General features: G+C 44.1%; 16 protein-coding genes. 10 read left to right on the forward strand and 6 right to left on the reverse strand.

Annotated features, from left to right (window positions below):
- Positions 1-44: 44 nt before the first annotated feature.
- Both F9K33_09575 and F9K33_09580 read right to left on the reverse strand, forming a co-directional pair.
- The gene (locus F9K33_09575) at positions 45-2195 is read right to left on the reverse strand and encodes a TonB-dependent receptor (protein KAB2879356.1); all 2151 of its coding nucleotides are present in this window, start codon (positions 2193-2195) and stop codon (positions 45-47) included.
- A 76-nt stretch (positions 2196-2271) separates the two neighbouring features.
- On the reverse strand, positions 2272-2649 hold the full coding sequence (locus F9K33_09580; GenBank protein ID KAB2879357.1) for a hypothetical protein: 378 nt from the start codon (positions 2647-2649) through the stop codon (positions 2272-2274).
- Positions 2650-2831: 182 nt separating this feature from the next.
- On the opposite strand from F9K33_09580, the gene rpmE reads away from it, so the two are divergent.
- The 8 genes from rpmE (at position 2832) to F9K33_09620 (ending at position 9202) form a co-directional block, all read left to right on the forward strand.
- Positions 2832-3053, forward strand: coding sequence for a 50S ribosomal protein L31 (gene rpmE / locus F9K33_09585; protein ID KAB2879358.1), 222 nt, complete (start codon positions 2832-2834; stop codon positions 3051-3053).
- Between the two features lie 103 nt (positions 3054-3156).
- A complete protein-coding gene (gene prfA, locus F9K33_09590; GenBank protein ID KAB2879359.1) occupies positions 3157-4227 on the forward strand; it encodes a peptide chain release factor 1 in 1071 nt (356 codons plus the stop codon).
- Positions 4228-4378: 151 nt separating this feature from the next.
- The gene (gene mqnE, locus F9K33_09595; GenBank protein ID KAB2879389.1) at positions 4379-5539 is read left to right on the forward strand and encodes an aminofutalosine synthase MqnE; all 1161 of its coding nucleotides are present in this window, start codon (positions 4379-4381) and stop codon (positions 5537-5539) included.
- Positions 5540-5602: 63 nt separating this feature from the next.
- Positions 5603-6259, forward strand: coding sequence for a futalosine hydrolase (gene mqnB, locus F9K33_09600; GenBank protein KAB2879360.1), 657 nt, complete (start codon positions 5603-5605; stop codon positions 6257-6259).
- A gap of 16 nt (positions 6260-6275) precedes the next feature.
- A complete protein-coding gene (locus tag F9K33_09605) occupies positions 6276-7073 on the forward strand; it encodes a 1,4-dihydroxy-6-naphthoate synthase (GenBank protein KAB2879361.1) in 798 nt (265 codons plus the stop codon).
- A gap of 70 nt (positions 7074-7143) precedes the next feature.
- The gene (locus tag F9K33_09610) at positions 7144-7419 is read left to right on the forward strand and encodes a DUF3098 domain-containing protein (protein ID KAB2879362.1); all 276 of its coding nucleotides are present in this window, start codon (positions 7144-7146) and stop codon (positions 7417-7419) included.
- A 15-nt stretch (positions 7420-7434) separates the two neighbouring features.
- A complete protein-coding gene (locus F9K33_09615) occupies positions 7435-7779 on the forward strand; it encodes a hypothetical protein (protein KAB2879363.1) in 345 nt (114 codons plus the stop codon).
- A gap of 67 nt (positions 7780-7846) precedes the next feature.
- Entirely contained in the window at positions 7847-9202 is a 1356-nt protein-coding gene (locus F9K33_09620; protein ID KAB2879364.1) for a hypothetical protein, read from the forward strand.
- A 57-nt stretch (positions 9203-9259) separates the two neighbouring features.
- Here F9K33_09620 and erpA read toward each other — a convergent pair whose 3' ends face one another.
- Positions 9260-9625, reverse strand: coding sequence for an iron-sulfur cluster insertion protein ErpA (gene erpA / locus F9K33_09625; protein KAB2879365.1), 366 nt, complete (start codon positions 9623-9625; stop codon positions 9260-9262).
- Positions 9626-9831: 206 nt separating this feature from the next.
- Between erpA and F9K33_09630 the strand changes: the two genes are divergently transcribed.
- Together F9K33_09630 and feoB are read left to right on the forward strand one after the other, a co-directional pair.
- On the forward strand, positions 9832-10101 hold the full coding sequence (locus tag F9K33_09630) for a ferrous iron transport protein A (GenBank protein ID KAB2879366.1): 270 nt from the start codon (positions 9832-9834) through the stop codon (positions 10099-10101).
- Positions 10086-12140, forward strand: a complete 2055-nt coding sequence (gene feoB / locus F9K33_09635) for a ferrous iron transport protein B (protein ID KAB2879367.1) — start codon at positions 10086-10088, stop codon at positions 12138-12140. The genes F9K33_09630 and feoB overlap by 16 nt, the downstream gene beginning before the upstream one ends.
- A gap of 1 nt (position 12141) precedes the next feature.
- Here the strand turns inward: feoB and F9K33_09640 are convergent, their stop codons facing one another.
- The 3 genes from F9K33_09640 to F9K33_09650 are packed head-to-tail and all read right to left on the reverse strand — an operon-like array spanning position 12142 to position 13884.
- On the reverse strand, positions 12142-12330 hold the full coding sequence (locus F9K33_09640; GenBank protein ID KAB2879368.1) for a (2Fe-2S)-binding protein: 189 nt from the start codon (positions 12328-12330) through the stop codon (positions 12142-12144).
- Positions 12330-12875, reverse strand: a complete 546-nt coding sequence (locus F9K33_09645) for a cob(I)yrinic acid a,c-diamide adenosyltransferase (protein KAB2879369.1) — start codon at positions 12873-12875, stop codon at positions 12330-12332. Before F9K33_09645 ends, F9K33_09640 begins: the two co-directional genes overlap by 1 nt.
- Before the next feature lie 19 nt (positions 12876-12894).
- Entirely contained in the window at positions 12895-13884 is a 990-nt protein-coding gene (locus F9K33_09650) for a hypothetical protein (protein KAB2879370.1), read from the reverse strand.
- Positions 13885-13918: the final 34 nt, after the last annotated feature.

The following is a 13918-nucleotide window of genomic DNA, read 5'->3' on the forward strand; positions in this document are numbered from 1 at the left end:
ACAAAAACCCCGCATTTTTAGTGCGGGGTTTTTGGTAGAACGCTCTAATTCCACCCGACTGTCATCGAGAAAACAAAATTTCTCGGTAAACCCGGTTCGAGATAAACCGGCTTTCCATCGACCATATCGGGATTAACAAATGCAGAACCTGCGTATTTTTTATCCATCAGATTATTAATGCTAAAAAATGCTCTGACAAACAGATGTTCGGAAAGCTGAATCGGTTTATCCAAACCCAGCGTCGCATTAAATACCGCATACGAAGGAACTTGAATCTGATTGGCATCGTCAACGAAATATTTTCCAACGCCCTGGAAACCTAATTCAATAAACCCGCCTTTCATCCTTTCAGGAGCATAACGCAGACTGGAACTGTAGAACAGATCCGGCACGCCTGCAACCTTATTATCTTTATAATCCGCCGATTGTCCAGGCCTTCCGTAATGCACTGAATCTACAGTATAGTTAACGTACCGGTTATTCGAATACGATGCGGAGGATTGAATCGAGAACCCGTGGTCCAGTTTAAGATTCACACCTAATTCCGCGCCGATCCTTTGCGTTTTTCCCGCCGTAAAATAAAATCGCCCGCCCTTGTAAGGAATAATGTCGTTTTTCACTTGAATCCAATAGAACGCGGCATCGTATGTAAGGAGCTGAAAAAATCCGTCATCAGCCATTTCGACAACTTGCTTGGTTCCAATCTCGGTCGTAAGAGATCGTATAGGCTTTAAAAGCGGATTAACGGCATACGCAGTGTCGGATGGCAATGTGCCTGCCGGGTCGGTTTCATTTCCGGCCGGAACCTCCACGCCTCCGCCGACATTCGCATACACGCTATGTTTTTCCGTAAACCGATAACTGATGCCGGCTTTGGGCGTCAGCCCCGTGAATGATTTAGTTTGCAGTCCCAACTGGGTATTTATGAAGTTCTCATTGAAATATTTCACCACATCGTATCTCAAACCTAGTATGACGGAAATGTTCTCATGGAAATCGGTTTCATTCTGCATGAACGAACCGAAACTATTGGCGCCTTCGCGTTTGTTATCTCTCAATTCATTCCCACGGCCTCCATCGCCGGTCAGTGAATAAAACAAGATCGCGCCGTCCTGATAGGCCTCATCCATACCGATCAGCGTCACATTTTTTACGGAGGAAGATAGCGACCATCCGTGACGATACATTACGTTTCCGCCGACATGATATCGTGTGAAATCACGGTAGGTATTTCGTTCCGAACGCTGGAGATATTTCGGATTAATATACGCCATTGCAGAAATTCCATTGTCATCATTGATCTGATGCTCAAGCGTGACGCCGATCCGGCCGGTTTTGTTATTTCTACTTTCGACACGGCTGAGATAAGTCGGATTACTTTGTTTTGCAGAAGAATCATATTGTGTTTTATTCAACGGACCGGGAATATGAAATAAGTTTCGCGTACCGACCAGATGTACACCCAGCGTTGTCGCGTCGGAAACGGAAGAGACGATTCCCAAATTGACTATATCACGTTCACTTGCAGAATTGACGCGCCACCCGTCAAACGACGTTGTCGTGTAATTAGCGTAAAATCTAGTTTCGCCGACAACCGTACCCGCCTGAAAAAAATATTCCTGCAATCCGAAACTGCCGAATTTTGCAGAGGCATTGGCGTAGGGTTTTTCAAAATACGGAACCGTACTGATGCTGACCACTCCCCCGCCCGCATTCCCCCAAATGGCGGATGCATTAGAGCGTACCACTTCCATATTTTGCACAGCATTGAGGTCAACCATGTCAAACGACGTTCTTCCGTCCGGTTCTGTTTCCGGTATTCCGTCCATCAGAACTCGCACGCCCCGTGAAGTGCCGGCATTGGACCGGTCGCCCGCGCCCCGCGCTCCAAAACCGCGGATCGAAATCCGGATGTCCTGATTACCCGATCGCGACTGCGCCAAAACGCCCGGCACATAACTTAGTGCGTCATTCAGTCCGTATCCGCGTTGACTCTGAATCTGTGAACGGCCGATGACCGTGACAGCCAACGGAACTTCGATGATGGGCTCAGGAATCCGTGTTGCGGTTACCGTAATTCCCTCCAATTGATACAATTTGTATGTAGAATCCGCTTTGTCATTCTTCTTTTCCTGCGAACGGACTGAAACCGATGCAAGACAAATCAGAATGAAAAGGAAAGTACGTTTATTCATTACCACTCCCGATCATATGATTTTTGATGAAGGTGCAAATCCTGGGTTTTGATGCCGACCAGGCATTCAACTGATGTTATGCGGGGAGATTCGGCGGATGAAAGTGTGCGGTTATAAAGCTCTGGTGTACGGGGATAAACGAATGATCACCGTTATCGATAAAAAAAAGCGATACAAAAACAAACTTTTTTTGATTCGGAAAGTATTCAATTTTGATCTTCAGTTTCAGTTTACTCTTCTGATCATGATCGCGTTTGGATTCCTCCTGATACACTATATTGGAAGTTCCGTCATCTGTATTAATCCTGCTCACAAAAATATCCTCGTCCTGATCAGCAACATCCCAGTAGATCGTGACCTGCAGAGGATGAAAAGCGAGGCTGAAAAAAGCATACGGGTGCGTGACGGCCAGAATATTGAAACACAGCGCAATGTTAAGGAATACTTTCATCATAAGCGGAATATTCTAATGCCAAATCAGTTAATAATCAAAGGATTTCAAAATGTAAGCGGAGTCAAGTGAGTAAAAAAAAAACTAAAAAAAATATTGTGTTTTTATGTATTACTTTGTATAATGCGCCGCTAAAGTACTGAAAATAATTTCTTTGAACAATAAATTTATCGAGGATTTCGACAATGAAAGAAAATATTCACCCTGCATACCCGCTGTCCCATGTGACTTGTTCGTGCGGCAATACGTTTGTCACCCGCTCGACGGTTGGCGATATCAAGGTTGAAATTTGCTCAAGCTGCCACCCGTTCTATACCGGGACGCAGAAACTGATTGACACCGCAGGCCGCGTCGACAAATACAACAAGAAAATCGCCAAATTCAAGGAAGCTAAAGAAAAAGCTTAGCTTACGTTTTCTAAAAAAGGAATATACCCTGTCTTTTTTCATAAGGTGTATTCCTTTTTTTGTGCCTAATTTCGAACACCTTAAGAGTCCTCTGAACAAAATCATGTTAGATCAATTAGAAAAAATAGAGACCCGGTTTAACGAAATCAACGATATGCTGACGCGGCCTGAGACCATTTCGGATCAGAACCGATTCAGAACATTAAGCAAAGAACGCAGCAGCGCCGAAGAGATTGTTGACAAATACCGCGTCTATAGAAAAATATTATCAGATATTAAAGGAAATAACGATATCATACATAATTCGGATGATGTGGAATTACGCGAGATGGCGCGAGCCGAATTGATCCAATTGGAACTTGAAAAGGGCACGATCGAAAACGAGTTGAAATATCTTCTTATTCCGCGAGATCCGCACGACGAAGGCGGATGTATATTGGAAATTCGCGCAGGCACCGGCGGTGATGAGGCCGGTATTTTCGTTGGCGACCTTTTTGCCATGTATCGGTACTATATCGAAAAAATGGGATGGCGGTTCCAGACCTTAGATTTTACCGAGGCTAATCAGGGCGGGTTCAAAGAAATGATCATTGAAGTTGAGGGTAAAGGAGCGTACGGAAAACTGAAATTCGAAAGCGGAGTGCATCGGGTGCAACGCGTGCCAAAAACAGAAACACAAGGGCGTGTTCATACCTCAGCCTCTTCTGTTGCCGTTCTTCCAATCATTGATGACGTTGATAAGGAAGTAGTGATCAGCCCCAACGATCTACGCATCGATATTTACCGCGCTGGCGGCAAAGGCGGACAGAACGTCAATAAGGTTGAAACCGCCGTGCGTATGACGCACATCCCGACCGGAATCGTTGTGCAGTGTCAGGAAGAGCGATCTCAGTTGAAAAACCGCGAAAAAGCAATGAAGGTATTGAAGTCGCGAATCTACGAGAAACAAAAAGAAGAGCACGATGCGAAAATCGCTTCCAAGCGTAAATCGATGGTCGGCTCAGGCGACCGCAGCGAAAAAGTGCGCACGTACAATTTTCCGCAGAACCGCCTCACCGACCATCGTATCGGCCTCACCCTATACGACCTCGAAGGCGTCATGGGCGGCAAGATAGACGAGATTATCGAAAAGCTCCAACTCGCCGAAAATGAAGAACTGCTGAAGGCGGGTTGACATCCAATCCTAAAATATTTCTTGTAATTTGACAGCCTATCTTTTACATTTGTTCAATTCAAGTTTCAGTAAATTTTGAAACTTTGTTTATACTCAAGGAAAGTTTATGAACACGGTCGCCGCAGGCTCTAACCACGTTTTGATCAAATCGATGATCAAGAAATCCGGATTGGACGATATTTACCAGAAGGTTATGGATCATCAGAGCTTGTCATTTGAGGACGGTCTGAAATTATTTGAATCAAAGGACCTGAGTTCCGTCGGTTATATGGCCAACATCGTTCGTGAGCGAATGCATGGCAATCGTTCTTTTTTTGTCCGCAATCGGCAACTGAATCCAACGAACGTCTGCGATTATTCATGCATGTTCTGTTCCTTCTATCGCCGTGAAGGCGAAGAAGGCGGCTATACGATGACCATGGAAGAAATTGCCCAACGCGTCAAAGACGGTATTAAACATGGAATTCAGGAAATTCACATTACATCCGGGCTGCATCCGGGCCTACCTTTCAGTTATTACACCGATATGCTGCGAACGATCAAAGAGGCAGCTCCTCATCTGCACATCAAGGGCTTCACGGCGGTTGAAATTGAATATTATGCGCATCATTATAACATGACCCTTCGAGATGTATTAACTAAACTAATTGAAGCCGGCCTCGAAGCCATGCCGGGCGGCGGCGCAGAAATATTTGCCGACAGGGTCAGGAAAAAAATCTGCGATGAAAAATCAACGGCGGAAGGATGGCTTGCCGTTCACGAAATGGCGCACGAACTAGGGCTCATGACAAACGCCACATTGCTCTACGGACATATTGAAACGTATGAGGAACGCGTGGATCATATGTTGCGGCTGCGCGATCTGCAGAACAAGTCCAAATCAAAAGGATCCAAAGGACATTTTAGTACTTTTATCCCTTTGAAATACCAACATGAGAATAACCGCTTAAAAAATTTACCGGACGTAAGCGCATTCGAAGATCTCAAAATGATCGCGGTCCCCCGCCTCATGCTGGATAATTTTCCAAATATCAAAGCTTACTGGGTTGTGATCGGCAAAAGAATGGCGCAGATGGCATTGAGCTATGGAGCTAATGAAATTGAAGGAACGATTCTCGAGGAGAAGATCATGAGTATGGCCGGAACCGACAGCGCGCGGGGTATGACGGAGCCTGAATTGATCAAGCTTATTAAGGACGCGGGCCGCCAGCCGATTGAACGCGATGCATTATACCACGTCATCAAGTCGTACAATGACAACGATATTGAACTAGCTTTAAATCCAAAAGCCTCCATACCAATTTTGAACTAATAATGAACTATACGGATCTTCATCGACCTGCTCTCATGGGCAGGTTTTATTTTTTAACATGTCATGAATATTCTTATTGTCTCAGCAACCCACTCTGAATCCGAGAAAATAACCTCGCACCGATTCGATCATCATTTAGTGCATGTTGAAGTAACAGGTATCGGCATGACCAACACCGCTTATCATTTGACTAAAATTCTTTCCAAGGGAACCTTCGACCTGGTTTTGAATATCGGGATATGCGGCAGTTATGGCCGTTCAAGACCTATCGGGGATGTTGTGCACGTAATAGAAGAAATTTTTTCTGAAATTGGCGCCACCGATGCAGACGGAAATTTCCTGGATCTGAAAAAAATGGGATTCAAACATTTTACTAAAGACGGAAAAGAATACTACAACCGTATTCTCAACCCCAACAAATTATCTGATTTCTTTGATTATTATCCGAATAACGTAAAAGAGGTACGGAGCGTAACAGTTAATACCGTCAATGGAGATGCCCGCCGTATCGAAAGTATAAAATCATTATATGATCCGCACGTCGAAAACATGGAGGGCGGCGCAGTAGCCTGCGTGTGCCTGCAGGAAGGAATTCCTTTTTTTGAGTTTCGTTCTATTTCCAATTATGTCGAACCGCGCGATACGTTACAATGGAATATCCCTTTGGCTTCAGTTAATATTCAGCATTTCATGATTGAATTCCTGTCACACCTTAAATAACAAAATCCCAACGAACATGACCACACTTACGGTCGGTTATTCTACTTGTCCCAACGACACATTCATTTTCGATGCCATGATTCATGGAAAAATCGATACCGAAGACCTTCGATTTGAACCGGAACTCGCGGATGTAGAAAATTTGAATATGCGCGCCTTTAAGCAAGAATTGGACATCAGCAAACTCAGCTACCACGCGTACCTGTTTCTGCGAGACCAGTATGCGCTGTTAAATTCCGGAAGCGCGCTAGGCCGTAATTGCGGGCCCTTGCTGATTAGCAAGAAGGTTGTAAATATAAAGAATTTGACACCGGCGCACATCGGAATTCCGGGTAAATATACAACGGCCAATCTGCTTCTCCAGCTTTATTTGAGAAAGAAAATCGATGCTAAAATATTTTTGTTTTCTGATATAGAAACGGCTTTGATTAATGGAGAAATTGAGGCCGGCGTAATTATCCATGAAAACCGTTTTACTTATGAAGCGAAGGGACTAAAAAGAATTCAAGACCTGGGCGAATTTTGGGAATCTCAAACTAAACTGCCCATTCCTTTGGGCGGAATTGTTGTCAAAAAACAGTTCAGTGTTGATTTACAGCAAAAGATTGACAGAATATTGAAGCGAAGCGTTCAATTCGCTTTTGACAATCCGGAATCCAGTCGTGAATACGTCAGAAAACATGCACAGGAAATGAGCGACGACGTCATGTTGAGTCACATTGCACTTTATGTGAATAATTATACGTTGGATTTGGGTAAAACCGGACACACCGCCGTTGAGCGATTGTTGACGGTATCCTCGGACATCTTATAGCGGTTTAATTATCTTGACAAATGAAGACGATTTCTCTATATTTTTGCCGTTCAAAAAACAAAGGATGGTAATGTCTGTTAACTTAAAGAAATCAAATCTCGCAAAGAACCAGGCCAAGAAACTACAAAGCAAGAAATCGGCATTGCCGTTTACGGCCGAGAATTATTATTTGTTTTTTGCCGGCTTGGCAACCATAATTGTCGGATACATTTGTATGGCCAGCGGGCCGGTCTACGGATTTTTGTCATTAACGGTATCCCCTCTTATCCTTTGTATCGGCTATTTAGTTCTTATTCCCCTGGCCTTGATATACAGAAAGAAACCGCAGGATCATATCCAAAATTAATCAGAAGGGCGAACTATGAAAAAGATGCTGTATTCTATAGCTTATTTTGTTTCAGTTCTTGTTGTCATGAGCTGCGGAAAAGAAGTCAAGACGGAAAAAGCAATCGTAAAGATACCGACCTCGATTTGCGGTGAATGCGCTAACACGATCAAGACCGCGGTTATGAAACTCGACGGTATTAAAAATGTCGACGTGAATACGGATACTAAATTGGCCATGATCGAATTTATTCCTGCATCGGTTAAAGTCTCTGAAATCGAGGATGCTATCGTTATGTCGGGTTACGGAGCCAACGACAAGGCTGCAAATAAAGAAGCATTTGAAAAATTACCCGACTGCTGCCGAAAAGAAGAAAAATAGTTCATCATAACATAGCTCCGGACTTAAAGAGAATGCCGCTCGGCGTTCTCTTTTTATTTTGTAAAACATGAAATCATTTATTAAACAATTTTTTGAGATCAACGGCTCCGAAGTCCGGGAATCGCGCAACCGGATCTCTGTAAAGCTATCCGATGAATTGCGAGAGTATTTCAGTCTGGATGAATTGCAGTTAGTATTTGATGCAAAAGACGTAGACGAAAAGAGTGAGTTGGTCACTCACGGGAGTTACGTACTCAATACAATATATAATTATCTTCAGGACCGCGGCGGTAAGATCGTCAGCCGCCTGGATGACCGCTACCAGCCGACGCGCGACGAACTGCTTAATTGCATTAAACTCGACCACGGCAAGGTCACGTCTTTAAAGTCAAAAAAAGAAAAAGTCGTCGATATTCTGTTCAACTTCAAAGTCACGTATTTATCAGACGAAAAACTTGAGGATATCTTCACTTTGGGCGTTGATGGTACAGGAGCCGTTTTTGAATCTGGCGAATATTACACGAATGCGGTAATGAAAGATGTGGTGCCTCTCCAGCAAAAAGGCAGTATCGAATTATCACGCAAAGATCTGGAAATTCAATTTCGTGAATGCCTGAAAGCCGCATCGGAACGGGCCCAGGAATACGGTAAAAGCTTACAAAACGAGATATTAAAACGTCTGCACCGTAACGTATCCCGCATCAAAGGTTATTATACTGCGCAGATACAGGAACTACACCGCAATCAGCCCAGTTATGAAGAAAAACGAATTCACCTTGAGCGTGAAAATGAACTAAAGCTCAAAGAAGAAATTGATAATCACAAACTCCGCATTGTTTTAAAATTGCTCAGTTACCATATTATCGAACGTTCTGAAATCCGGATTTCTGCAAAATTAGCCTCTCCGTCGTCTGGGCCGGAAGCTCTTCTGGAAATGGTGTATGACCCTTACTTAGGAGAGATAGATTATGGTTCCTGCCCGGTGTGTCATTCCAATATGGAAAGAATTATTCTGAGCGATGACGGGAAAATCGGATGTTCACATTGTTCTTTTGTTTGCTCGACCTGCAAAAAGCATTTCTCGGATCTTCAACATGCGGCAGCGTGCGTTGTCTGCAGTGATCCCCTTTGCTCCAATTGTCAGACGGGATGCCATACCTGTCATCAGCCCGTGTGCGATAAGCACCACCGCGTTTGTGCCGTGGGCGATGAAACGGTCTGTCAGTCGTGTCTAAAAACATGTTGTGTTTGCAAGAAGGACTTGTGCGCCGACCATACATTTGAGTGCCATGCTACGAAGGATACTATTTGCTTTGAACACCGCGTGATCTGCAACGGTTGCCGTAAAATATACTCACCACGGTATGTCCAGCAACTTAGGAAAAATGAAAAAATTTGCCCTAATTGCAAAACTCCATTTTAGAAAAACAAAAAAGGCGTCCGTTTAACGAACGCCTTTCATACTGCTATAGCAAATCAATTAAGCTGAGAAGGAACTCCCGCATCCGCAGGTCTTTACGGCATTAGGATTATTGAATATGAACCCGCGGCCGTTCAATCCGTCCTGGAAATCCAACGTTACACCCTTCATGTATAAAATACTTTTGTAATCCACTACAACTTTAACCGAGTCAAATTCGAACGGCATGTCGTTTTCACTCGTATGCTCATCAAAGGCCAGCGAATATTGAAAACCGGAACAACCGCCGCCTTGTACGCCGATGCGCAAAAAATAATTCTCAGGAATGCTCTGTTCCTTTATAATGTTCTTTATTTCGGCGATGGCTCGCGGAGTCACAACTACATCCTGTGCGACTTGCTCGTTTACGTCCGTCATCGTATCCATGTATACCTCCAAATTAAATATTCCACAATTGTATGTTAACTGAAATGAATTTATCTATAAAATATTCCCAAAGCAACCAAAAAATAATTATCCTTTTGTTATTCTTGACAAACGAGTCCGAAATACATATATTTAGAACAGAAAATTGAGATTGTGTCTCAATTACTTTATTAAACGAAACGATCACATCAAAATTATTACGTTGTATGGTAATAGAAAATAAAGATTTAAAGTCCGATTCAAAGCCGAGAACCGTTGCTGAAATGGGATGCGGAGAGTGTGCTACGATATGCAAACTAAGCGGAGAGCATTTGGGACAGAATTCTCCATGCATCAAATTGCTTGAACTTGGTTTTACACCCGGTCAATTGGTTACGATCATTGCAAAATCCCCTTTTCAAGATCCGGTTGCCGTTTGTGTTCGCGGAACCGTCATCGCGTTGAGAAAACAAGAGGCGGAATGTATTCAAGTGTGAAAGTTTCCGCTTCATGTCATGACCGATCCGATTCCGTCGTTGCACCTAATGATTTACCGGTTATTACGCTGGTAGGACAACCCAATTCCGGTAAGACAACCCTTTTTAATCTACTGACAGGATCGAACTTTAAAACGGCCAATTATGCCGGAAGTACGGTTGAGTTTTCGGTTGGTAAATTTGACGCTAAATATGATTTTAATGCGCTGATCATCGACTCTCCGGGTGTTACAAGTATTCATCCGCAATCTCCCGATGAAGAAACCACTATTGACGCCCTTTTTCACCACCCCGTTTATAAGTTACCCGACCTCATTATCGTAACGGCAGATTCGTCGCAACTCTCACGCCAACTCTATCTGGTTCATCAGCTCATTGAATCCGGATTTAACGTGGTCGTCGCATTAACCATGAACGATCTTTTGGAGAGAAAAGGATTTGAATTATCAGTCGCAAAATCGGAAGAGCTTCTGAAATGCCCTGTTGTCAGGATAAATGGACGAACGGGGGAAGGTTTACCTGATCTGATCAGCCGTTGCCGCCAGCTGTATGAATTGGTCATCTTTGAAAATGCAAAAAAGAATATAAAACGCCCGGCTCCGCCGACCGAAGAAAGTGTCATCGCGCTTTACTCTTTCACGGAAAATATCGAGAAACAAGTGGTACTCCCCCGGCAAAAACCGGTTGACATTCATGCAGTAAATAAAAAAATATTTAACGTTAGGTCTCACGACGCCGATGAACACTCCGTAAAATTGGATAAATTATTTCTTCATCCGTTTTGGGGATTGGTGTTCTTCATCGTTTCCATGAGCGCGATATTCACATCCATTTTCTGGCTGGCCCAGCCGATCATGGACGGCATTAGCGAAGGATTCGGGTTATTGAGTTCATGGACAAGCGCCCTGCTTCCGCCATCCTGGCTGTCCGACCTCGTTGCTCAAGGCATTATCGCAGGCATTGGCATGGTTGCGACTTTTTTGCCTCAGATCGTAATTCTATTTCTGTTTCTAGGAATTCTTGAGGATACGGGCTATCTAGCGCGAGGAGCCATGTTAATAGATAAGCCTCTGTCCAAGATAGGATTGAATGGGCGTTCGTTTGTTCCGATGTTATCCGGATTTGCCTGCGCAATTCCCGCAATCATGGCGGCGCGAACGATTTCCAATCGCCGCGAACGCCTTCTCACTATTTTTATTATTCCGCTCATGAGTTGCAGCGCACGATTGCCCGTGTATGCGCTTTTGCTTGCGCTGGTAGTACCTCCGGACAAACCGTGGATCGCAGGGTTGTCTCTCGGCGCCATCTATCTAACGAGTCTCACTATTGGAGCTATCGCGGCGGGTATCATCAGCAAATTAGCCGGAAAAAAAGGGAACTCTGCATTCATGTTAGAACTACCCGCCTATCGGAAACCCGTGGTGAGGTATATTCTAAAAGGAACCTATTATAAATCAGTTTTGTACATCCAGAAAGCAGGCGGAACGATCGTATTTTGTTCATTGTTTATTTGGGCGCTTACCTATTTCCCAAATACCGAACCCGCCCTCAGCACGGAAAAAACGAAAAATCTGACGAGCGCAGAGATAACAAAATTAATCGAATTTGAGCGGACCAACACCAGTTATGCGGCATCGATCGGACATATGACAGAGCCTTTTCTGGAGCCATTAGGATGGGATTGGCGCGTAGGAGTTAGCCTGATTTCGGCTTTCGTAGCGCGAGAGGTCTTTGTCAGCGCGATGGCGCTGTCCTTGCGAATATCAGAAAACGGGGATGATCTTCAGGCATCCATGCTTGAATCCATGCACGAAGCTAAAATTGCTAATTCAGATAAACCGCTTTTCACAACGGCGTCAACCATCGGCCTGATCATATTTTTCATGATTGCGATGCAGTGTATATCGACACTGGCTATTTCAAGGAAAGAAACCGGTTCATGGAAAATCCCCATTATTCAGCAGAGTGTATATTCCATCGCGGCTTATATTGCGGCGCTTGCCGCAGTAAACGGTCTCCGCGCGCTGGGAATTCAATAAACTACCCTATTACTTCAAACTTCGTTTCACCGGTTTCCAGCATTTTTTTTACATACGGCCGGCACATGCCGCAGGCTTCGCCAAACGCAAGATACCTCTGGATACATTGAATGTTAATGCATTTATGTTTATCGGAAACCTGCTTCATCTTCTCAAATGTCACCTCGCTGCATACGCATTTGGTTACCATCAGCTTTTCTCCCACTTGATCTCATCCATGCCGGCAATATGATTCATCCATCGTGCCATAACAAACAGTAAATCCGATAAACGGTTTAAATAGATTAGTACATAGCCGCCAATCGGCTCCTCTTTGGACAGCGTTACCGTCAGCCGTTCTGCGCGCCTGCAGACATTCCGCGCAAGATGCAAGTGTGCAGCGGCAGGATGGCCTCCCGGCAGAATAAAATTAGTCAGAGGAGGTAATTTTGCATCGAGTTCATCAATCCATTTTTCAAGTTTTTCAGCATCATTTTTTTGCATACGCACGATAGACTCATTCTTCACGGACAGAGGCGTAGCTAGATCAGCGCCTAAATTAAAAAGATGATTTTGAATTTGAAGTAATATGTTATCTGTTTCCTTGTCTCCTATCATACTCCGGGCTATTCCTATGACGGAGTTGAGTTCATCCACCGTTCCATACGATTCGATTCGAACAGCATCTTTGGAAACGCGTTTTCCGCCAAATAGTCCCGTGGTACCGTCATCACCTGTTTTAGTGTATATTTTCATTGGTATGCCCAGACTTATTTCAGTTGAATGTTATTCCGCCCGGTGACCTGCCTACTTTGAGTTTACGCCGTATTTTGAAATCCTTACTGAACCACACCAACTCCCCGTTGGATATAAAATCAAGCCCGTCCGTTGCAAATAGTTCGTGGCCGCCAAAAACCAATGAATGATAATTACCGGAAATTGTTGTGGTTACGGCCGACTGTTTCAAATTCCACACCTGAATAGGTCCATTAGACGAACTGATGTAAGCGAGTAAAGAATCCTTCAAAACTACCTTCACAGGCTTGATGTTATTAAATTCCCCAATCTTCCCAACGATCTCATTCGTTGCGCCGTCAATGACGCCAATGTATCCCGTGCTGCCGCTCCCTGAACACGCTACGTATATCCGATTCGCTGCCGAGTCAACAGCCATTGAAACCGGATTCTTCGTAAGCATGATCGTATCGCTCTGAAGCGTTCCCAAATCAAGAACGGTAATCACGGAATCGTTCATGTTCGGAGAATTAGAAATATAAGCCTTATTGTTTAGAACAACGATCTCATCAGGACGGTGGGTAAGTTTAACCCGAAAATCCGGAGTGCGTGTCGCAAAACTCAACGAGACTATCGAACTATCTGCATTACTCGTAATCAACAGTTTATCACTCCACGTAATTATATTTCGCGGTGAACTAATTCCGCCGATAGTCTCGACACTTTTAAACGTATGGGTGTCAATCATCTCGACCTTATCCGAATTAGTTACGGTAATAAATCCCACCGAACCGACCACCAGCATGCTATGCGCATGATCGCCCAAATTACGCCCATTCACAGTTGCAAACACGTTGTTAAACGTCGTATCCGTTTCAATGGAATCCAGAATACTTAGAGATGCATTCCCACTGCCGTAATTTCCTTCACAGACGATAAAAGCCTGCGAGAAGGAAGGCAATTCCACGTCTGGATTGGAAGAGTCCGAACAGCCGGCCAAAAATGAAATCCAGCCTATCGTTACCGTCACTAGGTTGCGATATACAGGAGATCTGAAGATACTT

The sequence above is a fragment of the bacterium genome (assembly GCA_008933615.1).
Taxonomy (GTDB): Bacteria; CLD3; CLD3; order SB21; family SB21; genus SB21.